This window comes from Neobacillus sp. 204 (assembly GCF_046562815.1).
GTDB lineage: Bacteria > Bacillota > Bacilli > Bacillales > Cytobacillaceae > Neobacillus.
Genome location: NZ_JBJORY010000018.1, coordinates 36,440 through 57,234, shown reverse-complemented (window position 1 = coordinate 57,234; position 20,795 = coordinate 36,440). Strand labels below are relative to the sequence as shown.

Below are 20,795 nucleotides of genomic sequence, written 5' to 3'. Positions count from 1 at the left end.
TTAAACTCTCCCTTTAATTTAATTATGCACTGATTTTTTCTACGCCGACCATTTCTTGAGGCTTCTTTCCAATTACTGAAGCTGCTGCTAGAACCACGACAATTGCTCCTATTATAAACCAAAGACTCGTTTCTGTTTTACCGAGAAAGGCAGCTTTATAGAATAATCCTCCTAAACTACCTCCAAGGATGGGACCTACAATGGGAATCCATGAATATCCCCAGTTAGAACTTCCTTTTCCCGGAATAGGAAGAAGGGCATGTGCTAACCTTGGACCAAAATCACGAGCAGGATTAATTGCATATCCTGTTGTTCCCCCGAGGCTTAAACCGATACTAACAATCAAGAAGCCTACCACCAATGGATTTAGTCCATCAGTAAATTTATTTGCACCAATCGCTAATATTCCTAAAACAAGAATAAATGTACCAATGATTTCACTAATCAAATTTGCAAAAGTATGCGGAATGGCAGGACCTGTTGCAAATGTACCTAATTTTGCTCCTGGATCTTCTGTTACTCTCCAATGTGGGAGGTACTGGAAATATATAATCGTAGCCCCAATCATTGCACCAATTACTTGTCCGAAAATATACGTTGGGACTTCTTTCCACGGAAGATCACCGGTAAATGCCAGCGCCACGGTTAAAGCAGGATTTAGATGGGCACCACTAAATTTACCTACGGAGTACGCAGCAACAGCTACTGCAAATCCCCAACCAAACGTAATCACAATCCAACCGCTGCCGTTAGAAAGCGTTTTCTTCAGATTCACACCTGCACACACGCCAGCACCTAACGTAATTAAAATTGCCGTGCCAATTAATTCACCCCAAAAAGCTGTCATAATAAACCTCCTCTTTTATAAAAACATCTGAATCGGTTGAAAATAATCCTGAAAAAAGAAAAAAGACACACAGAAATATCCCCAAAAAAGGGAAATTCCGTGAGTCTCTCGCTCTTCTTCACATATTATCAACTTAATTACTAGTATAATGTGTACCTGAAAACGCTGTCAATACATTCACAAAATCTTCATATTTTCCTCCTTCATTTCTATTACTATAGCAGCTGAAAAACAACATAAAAAGGCATTCTCCATGTAATAAAGAATGCCTTTTGTGTTCCAAATTAGTATTCTATTATTTTTTCTTTTCAGGCTCAAAATGTTTCCATAAATCTTTTTTGGATGTTGTTACTGTAATGGCTCCTGCTGCAAATGCTTGTTCTACCTCTTCAATCGTATCGATAAATCCTCCGGCAAATACTTCCCTTTGGGTTCGATTGCGTATATCTTTAATAATTTTCGGCATTATGCCTGGTAACACTTCAATGAAATCGGGCTTGGTCCGTTCAATTAACGCGAAGCTCTTTTCGATCGAACTCGTATCTAATAAAAACAGACGCTGCACCGAAATAACTCCTTTTTGCCTTGCTTTCAGAATAACGCTCCCCTTAGTTGAAATCAGTCCAAATGGTTTAAATTCCTGACAAATAAATTCGGTGGAGTATTCATCACTTTTTAACCCATGAATTAAATCCATATGGATAATTAACTTTTTATGGTTGGCCTTAGCCATTTGAAAAATGGGTTTCAGTCTGGAAACATGCAGATCCAAAATAACAAGATATTCATAATTGCTTGACATCATTTTCTCGACATCTTCTATTTTTCGAATTGCTGGTAACACCTTTTGTCCAAAGAAGCTCATCCCCATTGTTCACCTTTCATCTTCGATCTCTTTTTCTATTATCTTATAACACTTTTATCCTTTGAAACAGTCTTTAGTTGGATTTACTTAGATTGGTATTGTCGAAACTGTGAAAAAGTGGATATCAAACCAATACTTTTGCCCGTTCATATGATTCTGCTACGATTTGCATAGGGTGTTTAACCGCTTTTTCAGTCAGTTGGTCGAGTTGATTTTTACACATTCCACATTCTGTAACGGTGTAATCTGCATTCAATTCTTCCACTGCCTCAGCCATCGGTTGGCCAATTTTCATCGAAACATCATATTTTTCCGTCTTAAAACCAAAAGTGCCACATTGACCACAGCAGCCTGCTCCTACGTCAGTAATTTTATAACCAGGAATAAGTTCTAAAATATCCATCGCCGGATTTCCGATTCCTTGTGCTTTCATATGGCATGGTGAATAGTAACCTGCTTTTGCATTCATTGGCGCTAAATTCATGTTCATTTCACCATTTTCCATTAGCATAAGCAAATATTCATCCGCATCATAGACATGTCCGGCCAGCTCTTTTGCTTCCTCTGTCTTTACATATGCTATATACTCTTTTTTAAGTGCAAGGGTGCAACTTGTACAGGTGACGACAATGTCATAGCCTTGTCGGGTATATTCTATAAAGCTATTAATATTATCGTTTGCATTTTTCAGCCCTTGTTTCATTTGTCCGTTCGCGAACATTGGTACACCGCAGCATTTTTGGTTGGGCTTAACCACCTCAATGCCATTATGCTCCATCACCTTAATGAAGCTTTCTGCCACTTCAGGTGCATTATAGGTTGCATAACAACCAACAAAATAGGCGACTTTCCGTTTGGTATAGGCGTACTTTCTGTTATAGACACGGTTAAAATTATTAAAACGATACTTGGGAAATTGCCGCTCTGCAGGAATTCCCATGACGATCTCCATCACTTTTCTTACAGGTTCCATTCCCATGGCAAGATTCGTAACAGGCGCAAATGCGGAAGCAAGTTTCCCTACCATTTCCGCATTACTTAGCACCAAGTCACGGAATTTGGTTCCCGACTGCTCCGAATGAATCGCTTTTAAATAAGCGGTCAATGTCGATACATGGACATTCTCCGGACAAGACATGTCGCAATTGCCACATAACGTACATAATTCGATTCGTTTATCGTCGATGAGTTGTTGATTGTCCATAAGCCGTTTTAACTCAGGACCTAAATGTTTAGGGCCGCCGAATTCCAATGACGCATTGGAAACAGGACAACTTGCAACACAAGCATTACATTTAAGACACTTATCATAGGTGGAATCAGCAAATTGCAACTCAAGCACTACGTGTCCCCCCTATCATCATTTGCTGGTGAAGTTGGTCGATCATTTCATGGATTGATAAAAGGGTAAAAATGCCTCCGGTAATACCATTTTGCGTTACCTGAATACCCCTGCTTGCTCCTACTTGGTAAAGGTTGGATAGACAATGAAGCAGTACTCCCTTTTCATCTGTCTCCAGCCGCAATGCCGTTTCCTTTAACCCTTCCGGTGTTACTTCCAACCCACCACCTAGAATCCCTCCGGTTGCGAGGATAAATTGTTTCCCGTTAAGATTTGACAATCTATTTGCGGTTTGAATAGTCAACGATTTGATATCTTCTCCGTCAATGGTGCATCCAGTAACAGTGGTGTCAGCATAAAATCTCACACCTAATTTCACTGCTTCTTTTTTCAAGCATTCATAGAGACGGATGGCTGTTGTATTGGGCGGCATGCCTGGAGCCTCGGTGATCTTTGCGTTTAACTCAAAAGAGAACTGATCCTTTGTCTCTTTCCAGTCTTCTACCCCAAGTGAGGCTGGAAAAATAAACATATCGAGCTCCCTGATATTTTTTTCAACAATAAGCCGTTTAATTTGTTTGATGCAGCTATTCCGAATTTCCTTTTGATCCAATAGCCGTGCAGCATCTAATTGTGTCATTGTCCGTTGCGAGCGATTTCCTAACTTAATTTTTAACACATCAATGGTTAACTGAGGTCTTGCCTTTTGTAAATTCCCTTTAATGTAAGCGGGCTGAAAATCAACTACTTCCTCGAAACCAACGATCACAATATGACCTTTCTCTGGAAGGGGAGAAATGGTCTCCGGAAAAAGTGCTGTCTTTTTCACATGTCCGGAGCCGGTAACAATAGAAGAGAGTTTCTCGATTTCACCCTTGTAAGGATACCCTATTTTTTTCGTTAAGGCTTTAAATTGTTCGATAACTCCTGTCAATTGTCCTAGTTGTAAATGACTCATTTGATAAAGCTCAACCCACTCATTTAATCCTCCGGCTGTTCCAGGAATGAGGTCCATCACCCCGGTTGATTGAATAATTTTCCCTGTTCCAGTGGCTACTACTGCTGTACTATATCCATGTTCTTTTGCCCAAATGGCAGAAAGCAATCCCGATAACCCTTGACCAATAACAATCACATCATACATATTGATTCTCCCCCTCTCCGAGTCCTAAAGAAACTTTATAAATCGTTTCCATTAGCTGCACTTGCTTCGCGGTTTCACCCGTAGCAACCACGTCCATACCTTTTTTCCTTTCAAAAACAGCATGGTGAATTGCCCATTGTGCTTCCTCAATCGTTGCCTTCCCTTTCTCAACAGCTAGCGCCGCTGCCCGGTGATTGCAAAAGGTTCCTTGACATGGACCCATACCTAGGCGAGTTCTCCGCCGAATATCTCCTAGATGAAAACGGCCCTCTTCCGGTATAACTGACTCAATTTCTGCCCAGGTTACTTGCTCACACTCACAAACGACAACATTCGAATCCTTCTCTTTCAAGGCCGATTCGATTTTCTGTGCTTTCGTACCAGCCCAATGAAATAATTTGTGTTTCGCAGCAGGAGCCATATCCACTTCTTTGAAAAACTCATCAACTTTTCGATGTGGAACCATTTCCTGGTCCGTGGTGCATGTTGCCTTTACCCCGAGCTTTTCGCAAATTAAATCGACTGTTTTTTCCGCCATAAAGCGGAAGGTCGTTAACTTCCCACCTGTAATCGTGACTAATCCATCCATACCATCCCGTATATGATGGTCTAATAATGCAACTCCACGGGTAACATTTCTCCCACTTGTATCAGCCACATTCGATTCTTGATATAATGGACGGCTGCCGCTAAAAGCGCGAATCAACCTAAATTCATTAATCTTTGGAATTAGCTTCTTCCCTTCTGCTAACATACCCTCAAGTTCTTGTCGGTTTAAGGAAAAATCATTTGGATCATCGATATTCATTCCAGTTGTACCAAAGATTGTCACATTATGGGCTGGAACGAAAATGTCAGCATCTCCAGGCATCCGCAACCTATTAATGACTTGCATATTGATACGATGGCTAAATATCGCGAGCATCCCTTTATTATTAATCATTCTTAAGGGAATGCCTGCTAGCTGTGCAATTTCCGCCCCCCAAGGGCCTGCTGCATTGACAACCAATTGAGCGAAAATTTCCTTTTTCTCCCCTGTAAAAACGTCACGAACCTGTACACCAATGACCCGGTGTTGTTCCGTTAATACATCAACCACCTCATGATAAGTCAACGCCTTTGCACCATGTTTTACCGCGTCGGCCACCACGTCAACCACCATCGTAAAACAGTCGACCGCACCATCTGGGACTCGATACACAGCTTGCAAGTCCTTATTTAAATAAGGTTCCTGATGTAAGGCCTGGGCAACAGGGATTTCTTCAACAGGAATCCCCACCTTCTCACAAGATGTCAGCCATTTTTGAATATATTGATCATCATCTTCAGGTACTTTTACGAATAAACCACCCGTTTGCTCGATTGAACCTGGAATTGTTTTTTTTAAAATTAGGTTTTCTCGATAACTTTCAATGGCTGCTTCCTCATCACGAACAGCATACCGTGCACCCGAATGAAGCAAACCGTGATTTCGTGTGGAGGTTCCATGGCCTAAGTCCTGCTGCTCGATTAATATCGCTTTTATGCCACGTAAGGAAAGATCCCGAAGCACTCCTGCTCCCGTCATTCCTCCGCCTATTACAATTACTTCTGTTTCTAGTTTTTGTCCCATATCCTAATTCCCTCCCATCCTCATTCTTAAGGGTTATTTTTGCACACAAAAAAGCCATAAAAACGCATAGGAATAGTAACAACCATTCCCCATGGTTTTTATGGCTTTCTCCAAGTCTCTAAGCCTGCTATTATATTTTCTACTTAAGCATATACCAAAAATTTTCCTTTGCACAGGTAAATAGCATGTCTAAATTGTGAATTTTAATAGAAGTATCACATAAAGGGTGTCAGGCACCGTTCGTGGACATTTGTCCACGAGCGGTGCCTGACACCCAAAACAACACCAATATGGTTTTTATAGTGTAATGGTGAAGGTGGTTCCCTTTCCTTCTTCGCTTTCCACACAAATGGTTCCTTCGTGCATTTCGATGATTTTTTTTACGATGGAGAGTCCTAAACCGCTTCCCCCTTTAGATCGGTCTCTTGCCTTATCGGCTTTGTAGAAGCGTTCAAATACATGGATTTGGTCTTTTTTTGAGATGCCAATCCCCGTATCGGAAATTTTCACGATCGTTTTGTCATCTGCCTTTTCTAGCTGAACACGAATCATCCCTTGGTTTGGAGTAAATTTAATACTATTGTGAATGAGATTGGTCCAAACCTGGCTCATCAAGTCTTCATCCGCAATGATATGGGCCTTCTCTAGGGAAACATCCAGTTCCAATTCCTTTTCCATCCAAGTAGGTTCACAGGCCAGAATAATCGTCCGTAGTTGCTGATCTAACCGATAGCTATGTCGCTCAAAAGGATGATGTTGCGATTCTAGTGAGGTAAGTTTTAGGAGATTATCACTTAATTTCGATAACCTTTTACTTTCCGTTTCAATAATACTTAAGTAATGGTTTCTTTCCTCACTGGTAAGTTGGTCATATTTTAGTGCCCTCGCAAAACCCATGATCGACGTCAGCGGCGACTGAATTTCATGAGAAACATTAGATATAAACTCCTGGCGCATCTCTTCCAATTGTTTTAACTGCTTGGCCATATGATTGATATGATCAATCAGTTTGGTAAATTGATTTTCTCTCCCAACATTTAAATCGAGGTACACATTAAAATCTCCTTTAGCAATCCTGCTTAATGCTTCAAGTACTTCATGAAAGAGATTACGACGCCTAGAGTTCATCAATAACGACATAAGAAACCCAACTATCACCATAGTTAATACACCACAGATCACAGAGGCCAAATGTCGAAAATAATCTGATGTATGAAAATTGTATATTTCATAAGTCTTGGAGACAATGAAATATCCTGCAGAAAAGCTAAGCGAAACAAATGTAAGAAAAAAGACAACTCCAAATAGATGCTGAAAAAAACGTTTGATCTTCATTGTTTTACCTCAAAGCGGTAACCTAATCCCCGAATCGTCTGAATCCGAAACGGGAATTCTTCTTCTGAAAACCTCTCTCTTAACCTTTTAATATGAACATCGACCGTTCGTTCGTCGCCTTCATAGTCGTAGCCCCAGATATCTTCAATCAGTACCTCTCTGGAAAACGTTTTTCCTGGATAACTTGCCAATTTAAACAACAGATCAAATTCTTTCAACGGAATTGTAAAATCCTTATTTTTAAAAGAAATCTCATGTGTTTTTCGATTCAACATAAATTCGTCAATCGTTATTGTTTGGGAGACCGTTATTTTATACCGTTTTAATACGGCTTTGACTCGTGCCGTTAACTCCATTGGATCAAAAGGCTTAACCAGATAGTCATCCGCTCCAAGTTCAAAGCCTCTTACCTTTTGGGATGTTTCCCCTTTAGCGGTCAACATTAAGATTGGCATATTGCTGAACTCCCGAATCTCGCGACATAATTCCCAGCCATCCATATTTGGCATCATAATATCAATAATGGCTAAATCAACCTTTACTTTTTCGAGCAGCTGTAATGCCTTCAAACCATCAGCTGCTTCATAAAGTTCAAATCCTTCCTTTTTTAAAAAAAGCAGGACCAGTTCACGAATATTGGAATCATCATCAACAATTAGAATCTTCGTCATCTATCCTCATCCCTTTCCATCTATTAAACAGGTTCGTTAATCCGTAATTGCTGTTCGGCAAATTCACGATATAAGGAGTGAGTGTGTACAAGTTGTTCATGTGTGCCGCTTCCGGTAATTTTCCCTTTGTCTAAAAAGATAATTTGATCAGAATCAATCACGGTGGACAGACGATGGGCAATCACTAGTGTGGTTCGTCCCTTCATTAAATTCTGTAATGCCTGTTGGACAACGTGTTCAGATTTGCTATCAAGACTGGAGGTTGCTTCATCTAACATTAAAATTTTCGGGTCCCTTAGAAAGGCACGAGCAATCGCAATCCTTTGCCGTTGACCACCCGATAATTTAATGCCTCTTTCACCCACCTCTGTATCATATCCGTTCGGCAGTTCCGCAATAAATTGATGAGCAAAAGCCATTTTCGCTACCCTTTCGATCTCTGTATCCGCAACAATTTTATCCATTCCGTAACCAATATTATCACGAATGGTGCCCGCAACGATCGGGCTTTCCTGTGATACATAGCCAATTTGGCTTCTCCAAGAAAACAGGGAGAAATCATTAATAGGTTCCTGCCCAAGGCGAATCATTCCCTGTTGCGGTTGATAATACCGTTCCAATAATGAAAATAGTGTCGTTTTCCCGCTGCCACTTGGACCGACAATCGCTGTCACTTTACCGGCTTCTGCGGTAAAGCTAATATCCTTTAATACTTCTTCCCCATTTTTATATGAATAATGTAGATGCTTCACCGTTATCGGTTGATCCATGTTTTGGACATCCTTCATGGAATCATCTTGTTCCCCGGTCATATCCATAATTGCGATAATTCGTTCTGTTGCACCGGTTGCCTTTTGAAATTGGGTAAAGAAGGCGGCTAATTGTCCCATTGGCATGACGATTTGAAAAAGATACATGATAAAGGCCACTAAATCGCCCGCTTTTAAGGCGCCTGATGATACTCTCATCCCACCGAATCCTAGAATGACAACTAGTAATACCATGATCACTACACCTATTAACGGAGTGATTAGCGCTTGAATTTTCGCTTCCTTCAGCCCATATTGAAACAATTGGGTAATACCGTTTTTACCGTTCTTATATTCGACCGCCTCTGCATTCGAGGCTTTGACTAAGCGTATTTCTGATAACACTTGCTGAACGACTGAGGTAAACTGTGCAGTCTCCGTTTGCATCCCTTTTGACACCTGATGCATCTTTCTTCCCAATGTCATTAATATGACTGCTGCCAGTGGCAGGGCGATAAACATTAATAATGCCATTTTCCAATCCAATAGCAGTAAGACAATAATCGAACCAATGATGGAAATGGTCCCTGATAGGAAATTGGCGAGATGGTCGGTGATTAAGCCTTTGACCACAGCTGTATCATTAGTCATTCGACTGACCGTTTCACCTGTTTGATTTTCATCATAGAACGGAATCGTTAAGACGAGCAGTTTTTTCCATAAACGGTCTCGAATCCCGGCAACCACCGATTGACCGATATGATTTAATAAATAGATTGATATACCGCTGGCTACCGCTTGGATTAAGATGGCGGAAACAAGGAGAATGATTCTTCCTGTACTTAAGGAACTAAGGGAAAAATCATTAATAAGATTTTTGGTGAACAGTGGGACTAATAGCCCCACTAAGGTGGTCCCTACACTTAATAAAAGGGCAATACCCAGGAGCAATTTAGATGGTTTGGTATGTTGAACCAATCGAATAAACTGGCGCCACCCCTTCTCGTTCTTCACAGCTGACATATTTATTGACATCCTTTCTATCAAACACAAGCTTCAATAACGTTTCACTAGTACAAAATCGATTATACAAAGAATATATGAATTGTATATGAACTTCTACTATAAATAAAAAAGGGTGTCAGGCACCACTCGTGGACATTTGTCCACGAGTGGTGCCTGACACCCAAATCACTAAAATCACTATTCTCAACTTGCCATTGGGAGTTTTATTTCGACTTTGGTTCCTGCGTTTTCTTTGCTGGTAAATGTAATGCTGCCATGGTGTTGTTTGATTATTTTGTGGCTAATCATTAATCCAAGGCCGGTGCCTTTTTCTTTTAGTGTATAAAATGGTTCACCTAATCGAGGAAGCAGTTCTTCCGGGATTCCACAGCCTTGATCTTGCACAGAAATAATACACTCATCTTCTGATCCCCTGCGAAGGTTGATTTGAATTTCTCCCCCGTCTTTCATAGCCTCCATGGCATTCTTTAATAGATTAAGGAAGACCTGCTTTAATTGATTTCTCTCACAGGTAATAAAGTATGAGGGCTCCTCAAAATCCAGTTTAAATTGGATATTACTCATTAAAGCCTCTGGAGCTAGAAGTTCAAGCGTACCTTCAATTATTTCAAGGATATTCGTTCGGATAAGTTGAACTGCTTGTGGTTTCCCCAAAGTAAGCAGCTGGCTGGTTATGGTTTCAATACGCCCCAATTCGTTAAGAAGCAATTCATCAATCGAACTATCCTCTTTTTTATAAAGCTGCATGAAGCCTTTTAGGGTGGTGAGGGGATTCCTAATTTCATGGGCCACACCTGCCGCTAACTCTCCAACAATTGATAATTTTTCCGATCGGAGGAGAATTTCTTCTGCCTGCTTTCGTTCAGAAATATCTCTGCTAATAATAACAATATTCCCGATAAGTTCATTCTCTCGCTTTACTGGCACACAGCGTGACTCAAATTCAATCCAATGCCCTTCTTTGTGTTTTAATCGAAATTCCATTGATTGTGATTCTTTATTATCAAACATCAATTTAATGGTACTTCGAAACCCTTTCACATCCTCAGGATGAATGAACTTGCATAATTCTAAACTCTCAAGCTCACAGCATTGAAACCCTAAAACAATCTCGTGCGAAGGAGAAAAGTAACTGACCGCCTGTTTTTCATCCATAACCATAATCAAGTCCGACGTATTCTCAGCAATAAGGCGGTATTTTGATTCACTTGCTTCAACCATCCTATAAATATCTGTTAATCTAGTATTTAATCTATGTAACTTCATATATGACTCAATCAGAAATGCGCCAATGATAACCCCTAACATCACAAATAATATATATTGGATATGAAAGACAGGTTTATCCACTAATATGTTAAAAGTAAAGACAGTTATTCCGTAAATCACAATATAGGCAGCAAATAATATGAAACTTCTTTTAATGGCAGTGAGGCGTTTTGTATAGAAGTAAATGACTGAAAAACCAAGCATCAAGAATCCCCATCCAGTAATAGCTGGGTACCATTGACCACTTGTGTATAATCTTGTAAGTAATGAAAAAAGACCAGTAATTAAACCCGCCGTTGGTCCAAGATAGGCAAAAGTGAGAATAATAGGGGCATACCTGATATCATATGAATATCCCTGTTGTTGGAATGACAGCATAACAAGGATAACTGAAACTACACCCGCATATAAAGAAGACCAAAGGTGAATCAGCTTAATGGGTCTAAATTTGATAAATGAGATGACGACTAAAGGTGTACTCACCAAAAGCGAAAAAATTGCGAGATTAACAATATAGTCTAACAAGATCAACTTACTTCCACCCACTCTGAACGATATTCGAAATATTTCCTCTTATCATAAACTAGAGTCGTTACTATTACCATATAAATAATTTTCTTTTCTAAATGGGAGTGCCCCCCTCTAAAATAAGTAATTTTGCTATTTAATAGCATACAATTTGCACTTTTCATAGAAACTTGTTTTCCCAATTCCCAGCACCTTAGCGGCTTCCTGCTTATTGCCATTTGTTATGTCTAAAGCATGTAAAATGGCTTCCTTTTCCGCACGAGCAAGAGTTTCTTTCAATGAGTCGATTGGTAATTGCGCTTTTGGTGCCGGCATTTTATTCGGCGATAGGGGAGTATTAACAAAACTAGTCTCGGATTCCATGTCACGTAAATATAATGGCAGGTGAGCCACTTCAATTGTTTTGCCATCTAGAACATTGATGGATCGTTCCAGTACATTCTCAAGTTCACGAATGTTTCCTGGCCATTCATGCTTCATTAGTCTTTCTTCTACTTCAGCCGATAGCTCAATTCCTTTACGGTAAAATTTTCTTTCTAATTTTTTTAAGAGACTTTGAGAGATTAGTGGAATATCTTCTTTTCTTTCTCGAAGAGGGGGAATTTCTATTTTAATCACATTTAATCGGTAGTATAAATCCTGGCGAAATTTTCCTTCCTCCACCAATTTCTCTAAATCCCGGTGAGTTGCTGCAATGATTCGTACATCTATAGAAATAGACTTTTGACCACCGATTCGCTGAACCTCTTTTTCCTGCAAGACCCTTAAAAGTTTACTTTGCATCGAGAGTGGCATGTCTCCAATTTCATCTAGAAAAAGTGTCCCATTGTTGGCAATTTCGAACTGCCCCTTCTTGCCACCCTTTTTTGCTCCTGTAAATGCACCGTCATCATATCCAAATAGCTCTGATTCTAGCAAATGTTCAGGTATGGCAGCACAATTGATCGCAACAAGGGGCAAGGAAGAACGCATGCTACTATTATGAATGGCATGGGCAAATAATTCCTTGCCTGTTCCAGAATCGCCCATCAATAAAACGGATGAGTTGCTACCAGAGATTCTTTCTGCAAATTTTTTGGTTGCTAGAAAAGTAGAGCATTTTCCAATTAAATCGCTGAATCGGTACTTACTTTTCAGCTCTTTTTCGAGTTTGGTTTTATAATACTTTAATTCTTCGACTAGTCCTTGTATTTTTGTTCGATACATCCGCCATTCCTCAGGGGAACGAAACATGACTGTTCCCACCGCTCCGACTATTTTCCCATCCTCAATGATAGGGAAACGGTTTGCAATCATTTCACTGCCATTAATCGGATGAAGAGCCGCAAGTTCTTTTTGTCCTGTGTTGGCGACGATGTGCATGCGTGTATTTTCAATGACATCCTGTACAGGCCGGTGGACGGCATCTTTAACGGTCGTTCCTAAAAACTCGCAATATGCCTCATTTATGTAAAGAATAATACCATCATGATCGACTACGACAATTCGTTCAGCTAATAGATTAATAATTTGTTCTTGCCAATTATCAGGGATTCCTTTTAATCCTTGGTACATTCTCCCCCCACCTTTGCACAATAGATTTTATTATTATACCAAATGAAGGCGTCGGTTTGAATGAATGGAAGCATTTTCATACAATATGAAAATCCTATTCGAAGACTCGAATAGGATTCTATTTGCAATTATTGGGCCGTGTATCCGCCATCTAGAATGACTGCTTGACCTGTGACTCCTCTTCCTTTATCACTTGCTAAAAAGACAGCGTAATCCGCAATTTCATTTACCGATAATAGCCTTCTTTGCGGAACCAGTGGAAAGATCACCTCTTCAATAACACGATCTAAACTAACATTCCGTGTTTTAGCCAGATCTCCCAATTGGTTTCTTACAAGCGGTGTATCGACGTAACCTGGACAAAGAGCATTTACGGTGATTCCATCCGCAGCACCTTCTAATGCTGCCACCTTTGTTAAACCAATGACTCCGTGTTTCGCACTATTGTAGGCAGCCTTGCCGGCAAACCCGATCACACCATTAATGGAAGCCATATTGATGACTCTTCCATAGCCTTGTTTCTTCATGATTGGGAAAACATTTTTAATCCCGATAAACGGAGCCGTCAACATGATTTTAACAAGTAGTTCAAATTTTTCAGTAGGAAACTCTTCGATCGGAGATACATACTGCATTCCTGCGTTATTGACTAAAATATCAATCCGGCCGAATGTTTTATATGCTGACTCAAGACTATCTTTAAAGGCTTTCTCGTCGGTAACATCACATGGCGCCGATAGTGCCTCGAATCCTTGCTCCCTTAATCCAGCGGCTACTTCTTCGCTTTTACTAGCATTTAAATCGGAAATAACCACTTTTGCTCCCTCTTGTGCAAAAGTCTTTGCAATTTCTAATCCAATACCACTTGCCGACCCTGTAATAAATGCTGTTTTTCCTTCTAATAACTTGCTCATACGAGCATCCTCCTTAGTAACTAGAAAACTATTTTTCAATAATTTAGACAATCCCAAATAAAGTGTAGAGACCAATAATAAAGAAAACAGCTACTGTTTTAATGATCGTTACAGCAAAAATGTCGCGGTACGATTGTTTGTGAGTTAATCCTGTAACAGCAAGCAAGGTAATGACCGCTCCGTTATGTGGAAGTGTATCCATACCACCTGATGCCATAGCGACAACACGGTGCATGACTTCTGGTGGAATATTGGCTGCGGTAATCGCCTGATTGTATTTATCAGCCATCGCGCCTAATGCAATCCCCATACCACCTGAGGCAGATCCAGTAATCCCTGCAAGGGAACTAGTTGTAACCGCACCGTTAACGAGTGGATTTGTAAAGGTACTGGAAATTCCATCACTAATTTTTGTAAAACCAGGAAGGGCGGAAATAATTCCACCAAAACCATATTCAGCCCCTGTATTCATCGTTGCAAGCAAGGCCCCGGCAATACTTAGGTTTAATCCTTCTTTAAAGTTTACCCTTACTCGCTTCCAATCAAAGGCGAGTGAAGTGATAATCCCCACGACTAGCGCCATTTCAATCGCCCAAATCGCTGCGACAGTCGGTACATCAACTGTATATGCCTTTAAGCCAATCGCAGAAAAATCGAACCCATTCGGATACCATTCTGGTATATAAGTAATAAACAGTTTATTTGTAACCCCTACCAACACAAGCGGCACAAACGCCAGAATTTGTTTAAAAACAGATTGATTAGTCGTTAAATCTGGAACCAATACATCCTTTTGCTTTGCTTCAGCCAATTCCAAGGCAACAGCAGTCTCTGATTCGAATCCATAATAGCCTTCTCCAGCTTTTGCCGCCTTCTTCCTTCTCATCTCTAAATAAATCAAACCGAGTGTAAAGACGAAAATTGCACCAATAATTCCAAGAGTTGGAGCCGCATAAATATCTGTTTTAAAGAATGGAATGGGAATAACGTTTTGAATCTGTGGTGTTCCTGGTAAAGCATCCATTGTGAATGTGAACGCACCAAGGGCGATCGTTCCTGGAATTAGACGTTTAGGGATATTAGCTTCTCTAAACATTTGTGCTGCAAATGGGTAAATAGCAAATACCGCTACAAATAAGCTTACGCCGCTATAAGTTAAAATAGCTCCCAATAAGATGATCGTCAGCATAGCACGTTTTGCACCAAGCCAGCGGACAATCGTCTTCGCAATTGATTCAGCAATCCCTGACATTTCAACCACTTTCCCAAAAATCGCTCCTAATAAGAAGACCGGGAAGTACGATTTAATAAATCCGACCATCTTTTCCATGAACACTCCGGAAAAGAACGGTAATACGTGGCTCGGGTCAACAAGTAAAACCGCTAAAAGTGCACAAATTGGAGCAAATAAGATAACAGAAAATCCTCGGTAGGCAACAAACATTAACAGCCCAAGTGACAAAAGAATAATAAATAATTGCATGTAAATCCCCCTTTGTTTTTTATGGAAGCTTCAGAATCCCCCCCATAGGTAAGCGTTTACAACCTAAAGCTCACTTTATAAAAATGCAAGTTCCATGCCAAATTGGTTATTAAATTCAAAAAAATATAAATTTTCTTTATTATCATACAAGTATTATACTATACCCTTCAATTGTTATGATTCGTCAATGCAAATCTAGTGTGTTTATTCTCGTTTATCCATTCCGGAAATTCGGAAATTTACTATTTTCTGATTCCGCAAATGCGGAATTTTCCGTCTTTTCGGAAAATGGATTCCTTCTGATTTAATAATTAATTTGTTGCTTCTAAAATGGTTGGGTTTATTTTGAATGCAGCATCTGTTTTTTCCTTTACCGTTTCAAGTCCGACACCAGCTTGGAGTTCTTCTAGTACCAATCCTTCTGGTGTTACACGAAAAACGGCTAGTTCTGTCACAATCAGGTCAACAACACCTTTCCCAGTCAACGGCAATCGGCATTGTTCTAGTATTTTTGATGATCCATTCTTTGCGACATGTTCCATTGCGACAATAACCTTCTTGGCGCCGGTAACCAAATCCATGGCCCCACCCATGCCAGGCACCATTTTTCCAGGAATCATCCAGTTAGCCAGGTTGCCCTTTGCATCAACCTCTAATCCTCCCAGAACAGTTACTTCCACATGGCCTCCACGGATCAATTCGAAAGAGAAGAGGCTGTCAAAGAATGCCCCGCCAGGATTAATTCCAGATGGCTGCCCGCCAGCATTGACCAAATCCGGATCAATTTCTCCATTTAGAGGGCCAAGACCGATATAACCATTTTCCGATTGAAGAATGACCTTAACATTTTCAGGAAGGTAGTTCGGTACCATAGTTGGCAGCCCGATCCCTAGGTTTACGACATCCCCATCTTTCATTTCCTTTGCCACACGAGCAGCGATTACTTGTTTTGGATTAACTAACGTTTTAATCATGGTCGACTGCCTCCCTGAACGAAAATTTTATCTACCAAGATTCCTGGAGTCATGACTTCATCTGGATCAATTTCTCCAATCTCAACGATCTGTTCTACTTGAACAATCACGAGGTCGGCTGCTAAGGCCATCAACGGGTTAAAATTTCGTGCAGAACGATGATAAATCAAATTGCCGGCTTGATCCGCTTTATATGCTTTAAGAAGGGCCACTTCAGCGCGAAGAGGTTTTTCGAGTAAATATTCTCGACCATCAACGGTGATTTTTTCTTGCCTTCTTCGACAACGGTTCCAACACCAGTTGGAGTCAACACACCGCCAAGACCAGAGCCTCCCGCCCGAACACGTTCAGCAAGTGTCCCCTGTGGAACTAGTTCCACTTCCAGTTCACCCGCAATCATTTGTTTGCCTGTTTCTGGGTTGGTACCTATATGGGAGGCAATGACCTTCTTTACTCGTTTGTTTACAATCAGAGGGCCTACACCCGATTCCGTGAAGGCGGTATCATTCGCAATCAAGGTTATATCCTTCACATTTGCTTCAAGCATGGCAGTTACGAGCTCTTGTGGTGTACCGACCCCCATAAACCCGCCGGCCATTATTGTCATTCCATCTGTCAGAATGGAGGAAATTTCCTCTAATGAAATCATTTTATTCACTTAAAAAGCACCTCCTGAATGAATGTTACCTACATCTTTTTAATATGCAAGAAGTATGCCAATAAGAGTGATTTTCATGAATCTCACGAAGACCCCTTACAACCACTAAAAGTTCCCAATAAAAAAAGAAGCATCAAAGATAAAACTGTTCTTTGATACTTCATTTTTATTTATGAAAGTGTTTATTTACTATTAGTTTCTTAATCCTTACTTTTATCAATATTTTTCCAAAACTCTTTTGCAACTAGTTGATATCCTTCTAAGCTTAAATGGACATTATCTTTTGGAAGATATGTTTCATAGTCCTTTGCGATGATTTCGGCTGTGGGCACATAGGTATTGCCATATGCGTTTGCACTTACTTCAATTATTTGATTCAATCTATTCAACAACGGTAATATAGCTGCTTGTTGTTCTTGTGACCTATATGGAAATGGATTATAATAACCCATCACATAGACTTTAACGCTTGGATTTAGCTGTTCAATGGCAGCTAAGATCGTTTGCAAATTCACTGCAACTGAATTAAATGCAACTGGAATTCGTGCAGGATTATTCATTACTTGAAATAAATCATTTGAACCAATATCAATTGTAATAAACTCCGCCTCTTTAATTTTTGTTTGTACATCATTTTTTGTAAGAACATCCTGTTTTAATTGTTCTGAGGTATAACCGGGAAAACCGTAATTCTTAAAACCCACAGTATATTGTGATTGTTCAAACCGGTTAACAAGGTAATCAGTATAACTTAAATCTCTAGTCAGACCACCCTCAGGTGTTATCCCGTACGCTAAAGAATCACCAAGCGCAACATAATCTATGACCTTTTTGGCTGGACCATTGGCAAAAGTGGACATCGGCAAAGAAACGAGTAAAGCACCAGTGAGTACTAAACTTGAAAATTTTCTACTAATTTTCATACAACCATTCATCCCCCTTTTTGTTCGTTATAACGACCAAATTAATCTTAACAAAGAAATTTCATTCTGTAAATGATTTTTCTGAATATTCATGCACCTTCCTATGAGGACAGTTTTCACAAACAACAAGCACTTTTTTTCCTCATAGGTGTGCATAAGGACAGATCTCACATACAACAGGCACTTTTTGTCCTCATGAACTACTAATTAAAATAACATCCACCAGCTTCCCATAAATTAGCTCCACTAAATAAAAAGAGACCCTTCCGCATTGCGAAAAGGTCTCCCTTAAAATCTACTCATCTATAATTCATATTAACTATTTTGACAGCATGGTTAAAACGGTATCTAATAAAACATTGATTCCCTTTTCGCAGTCATCCCAAGTCGTTAATTCTTCTTCACAGTGGCTTTTTCCGTTAATACTAGGAACGAACAGCATCGCCGTAGGAACGAAGCTAGCAATGAACTGGGCATCATGGCCTGCTCCCGAGACCATTCTTTTATTGGAATAACCAAGCGATTGGGCGGATTCTTCTAGTGCCTTGCAGACTTCAGGTTCAAACCAGACGGTGTCCCGCTCCCATAATTTTGTTGTTTTTACCTCACAGCCCTCATTTAATGACGTTAAACTTGGGAGTGCTTCAATGAAGTTTTTAACCGTGCGGACAATTTCCATGTCTTTATGGCGTGCTTCAAGAGTAAAAACAACTTTATTCGGAATGACCGTATGGATGCTTGGGTACACGTTCACTCTTCCAATCGTGAAGACTAACTCCTCATCCAATCCGCTTAACCGCCTGCGGATTTCATTGATTAAGTTATTGGTAGCAAACAGAGCGTCTTTTCTCATATTCATTGGGGTGGTGCCGGCATGGTCGGATTCACCCGTTACTTCAATTTCATAACAGGCCATACCCACTACACACTCTACCACACCAATTGAGAGCGCCTCTTTTTCAAGGATTGGGCCTTGTTCAATGTGAAGCTCTAAAAGGGCCGTTGCCTCTTTCAATCGATTCTCCACTTCACCTTCATAGCCGCTCGCCTTTAAAGCTTCCCCAAAAGTAATTCCCTCTGAATCTACCTTTTTTAACATAACTTCCTTATCAAATTTACCAGAGAGCACCCCTGATGCCATCATGGATGGTTCAAACCTAGCCCCTTCTTCATTCGTGAAATTAACAATTGTAATTGGGATTTGTGGTTTAATTTGATTCTCAACCAATGTTCTGACCACTTCTAAACCAGCCACTACTCCTAAGACACCATCGAAGCGGCCGCCTTTTTTCACCGAATCCAAGTGAGAGCCAAGTAGAATTGGCGGCTTATCTTCAGTGCCAGCTAATGTCGCATACATACAGCCCATATCATCAACCGTGACGGACAGCCCTAAATCCTCGCAGCATGAACGGAAATAATCCCTTACCCGGATATCTTCCTTTGATAAGGACAGCCTTGTGACCCCATTGTTCTCAGTCCGGCCAAAGTTTGCAAATTGTTCTAAAGTCGTTTTCAGTCTTTCCCCATTAATCACTAACTTTTGTCGTTGCATGATTAAACACTCCCCTTTTTATAAATGAGATGCAGGTTATCTTGTTTAATAGATCACATGGAGGATAAAAACGTAGAGATTTGCCGGTGTTCGATGGTAAGCAGCTCTTAGACCCAAAGGTAGCTACTATGAGATTTATGCAAATATTCAGTCAATATATTTATTATACACCACTGGCATGGTCAGTCATTAGACAAAACATCAAATCCTGCCCATAAATTATTTGATAGTTTGTCTATAAAATATAAGCGAAAAAAAGGTGTCAGGCACCCTTCGTGGACATTTGTCCACGAAGGGTGCCTGACACCAACTCACTTATTTTTTCTTTGCGTGTTTACGCATGTCGAAGGCTACTGCTACTACGATGATTAATCCTTTTACGATGAATTGGATGTATGGGCTTACTCCAAGGAAGGCTAGACCGTAGTTGATGATTTGGAATATTAATACCCCTGTTACTACGCCTGGTACAGATCCGATACCACCGGATAGTGATACACCACCAACTACGCAGGCTGCGATAGCATCAAGTTCGTACATGTTTCCTGTATTGTTTGTCGCACTACCAACACGACCAGCTTCAAGCGTACCAGAGAAGCCATATAAAAGACCTGCAATCATATAGATAATAATCAGGTTTCTTGCAACGTTAACACCAGATACTTTTGCAGCTTCTGGGTTCCCCCCAATTGCATACATGTTTTTACCTAATTGGGTTTTATTCCAAATAACCCAGATAACCACAGTTGCAACAAGTGCATAAATAACTAGATATGGAAGTTCATATGATCCAATGGGAATCCCACGTTGGGCAAATGTTGTAAATTTTTCGCTTAATCCACCGATTGGCTGTGCACCATATGGCGGGCGGTCAAAGTAAATAGAAGTGATTCCGTACACACCAATCATCATACCTAATGTAGCAATGAACGGTGGCACATGTAATTTAGCCACAATCACACCATTTAATGTAGCAATTAAACCTGTTGCAAGCATTGCAATCAAGATTGGTATAATCAATGGTAATTCTGGAAGGTTAGGATACATTTTATAGGCATAATCACCAGCCTGCAGCATAGACGCTGATACAACGGCTGCAAGTCCGACCATCCGTCCAGCGGATAAATCTGTACCAGCAGTAATCAGAATCCCTGCCATCCCGAGTGCAATAATGATCCGGGAAGAGGACTGACTTAAGATATTGATAAGATTGGTTACTGATAGAAAGTCAGGAGAAGCAATTACGATTCCAATGACAAGTAGGATTAAAAATACATATATCACATTATCAAATAGCAATTTGGTTATACTGCTTTTTTGTGTAGCTGAATTTTTCATTTGCATCT

At 40.3% G+C, this 20,795-nt stretch carries 16 protein-coding genes and 1 pseudogene; all 17 read right to left on the bottom strand.

What is annotated here, in order from left to right; genetic code table 11:
* Positions 1-22 precede the first annotated feature (22 nt).
* On the bottom strand, positions 23-847 hold the full coding sequence (locus ACJ004_RS26215) for an MIP/aquaporin family protein (RefSeq protein WP_410896048.1): 825 nt from the start codon (positions 845-847) through the stop codon (positions 23-25).
* 295 nt (positions 848-1,142) lie between these two features.
* Positions 1,143-1,712 (bottom strand): glycerol-3-phosphate responsive antiterminator, encoded by a 570-nt coding sequence (locus tag ACJ004_RS26210; protein WP_410896047.1) that lies wholly within the window; start codon positions 1,710-1,712, stop codon positions 1,143-1,145.
* 124 nt (positions 1,713-1,836) lie between these two features.
* Complete coding sequence (locus ACJ004_RS26205) at positions 1,837-3,054, bottom strand: anaerobic glycerol-3-phosphate dehydrogenase subunit C (protein WP_410896046.1); 1,218 nt, start codon at positions 3,052-3,054, stop codon at positions 1,837-1,839.
* A complete protein-coding gene (locus ACJ004_RS26200; protein ID WP_410896045.1) occupies positions 3,047-4,198 on the bottom strand; it encodes an FAD-binding protein in 1,152 nt (383 codons plus the stop codon). The genes ACJ004_RS26205 and ACJ004_RS26200 overlap by 8 nt, the downstream gene beginning before the upstream one ends.
* Positions 4,191-5,810, bottom strand: a complete 1,620-nt coding sequence (glpA, locus tag ACJ004_RS26195; RefSeq protein ID WP_410896044.1) for an anaerobic glycerol-3-phosphate dehydrogenase subunit GlpA — start codon at positions 5,808-5,810, stop codon at positions 4,191-4,193. Before glpA ends, ACJ004_RS26200 begins: the two co-directional genes overlap by 8 nt.
* A gap of 297 nt (positions 5,811-6,107) precedes the next feature.
* Positions 6,108-7,145: a sensor histidine kinase gene (locus tag ACJ004_RS26190; RefSeq protein ID WP_410896043.1), complete on the bottom strand. Its 1,038-nt coding sequence runs from the start codon at positions 7,143-7,145 to the stop codon at positions 6,108-6,110.
* The gene (locus ACJ004_RS26185) at positions 7,142-7,816 is read right to left on the bottom strand and encodes a response regulator transcription factor (RefSeq protein WP_410896042.1); all 675 of its coding nucleotides are present in this window, start codon (positions 7,814-7,816) and stop codon (positions 7,142-7,144) included. Before ACJ004_RS26185 ends, ACJ004_RS26190 begins: the two co-directional genes overlap by 4 nt.
* Before the next feature lie 23 nt (positions 7,817-7,839).
* The gene (locus ACJ004_RS26180; protein ID WP_410896041.1) at positions 7,840-9,588 is read right to left on the bottom strand and encodes an ABC transporter ATP-binding protein; all 1,749 of its coding nucleotides are present in this window, start codon (positions 9,586-9,588) and stop codon (positions 7,840-7,842) included.
* Positions 9,589-9,774: 186 nt separating this feature from the next.
* Entirely contained in the window at positions 9,775-11,343 is a 1,569-nt protein-coding gene (locus ACJ004_RS26175; RefSeq protein ID WP_410896040.1) for an ATP-binding protein, read from the bottom strand.
* A 177-nt stretch (positions 11,344-11,520) separates the two neighbouring features.
* The gene (locus tag ACJ004_RS26170) at positions 11,521-12,942 is read right to left on the bottom strand and encodes a sigma-54 interaction domain-containing protein (protein WP_410896039.1); all 1,422 of its coding nucleotides are present in this window, start codon (positions 12,940-12,942) and stop codon (positions 11,521-11,523) included.
* 128 nt (positions 12,943-13,070) lie between these two features.
* A complete protein-coding gene (locus ACJ004_RS26165; RefSeq protein ID WP_410896038.1) occupies positions 13,071-13,856 on the bottom strand; it encodes a 3-hydroxybutyrate dehydrogenase in 786 nt (261 codons plus the stop codon).
* 43 nt (positions 13,857-13,899) lie between these two features.
* Positions 13,900-15,339 (bottom strand): GntP family permease, encoded by a 1,440-nt coding sequence (locus ACJ004_RS26160; RefSeq protein ID WP_410896037.1) that lies wholly within the window; start codon positions 15,337-15,339, stop codon positions 13,900-13,902.
* 311 nt (positions 15,340-15,650) lie between these two features.
* Positions 15,651-16,313, bottom strand: a complete 663-nt coding sequence (locus ACJ004_RS26155) for a 3-oxoacid CoA-transferase subunit B (RefSeq protein WP_410896036.1) — start codon at positions 16,311-16,313, stop codon at positions 15,651-15,653.
* Positions 16,310-16,962, bottom strand: a pseudogene (gene atoD / locus ACJ004_RS26150) (acetate CoA-transferase subunit alpha). The gene ACJ004_RS26155 and the pseudogene atoD overlap by 4 nt, the downstream one beginning before the upstream one ends.
* A 209-nt stretch (positions 16,963-17,171) precedes the next feature.
* Complete coding sequence (locus tag ACJ004_RS26145) at positions 17,172-17,894, bottom strand: SGNH/GDSL hydrolase family protein (RefSeq protein ID WP_410896035.1); 723 nt, start codon at positions 17,892-17,894, stop codon at positions 17,172-17,174.
* A gap of 319 nt (positions 17,895-18,213) precedes the next feature.
* A complete protein-coding gene (locus ACJ004_RS26140) occupies positions 18,214-19,449 on the bottom strand; it encodes a Zn-dependent hydrolase (RefSeq protein ID WP_410896034.1) in 1,236 nt (411 codons plus the stop codon).
* A gap of 315 nt (positions 19,450-19,764) precedes the next feature.
* Positions 19,765-20,787 carry a galactose/methyl galactoside ABC transporter permease MglC gene (mglC, locus tag ACJ004_RS26135; RefSeq protein WP_410896033.1) on the bottom strand — a complete coding sequence of 341 codons (1,023 nt, stop codon included), beginning with the start codon at positions 20,785-20,787 and terminating at the stop codon, positions 19,765-19,767.
* Between the last annotated feature and the right edge of the window lie 8 nt (positions 20,788-20,795).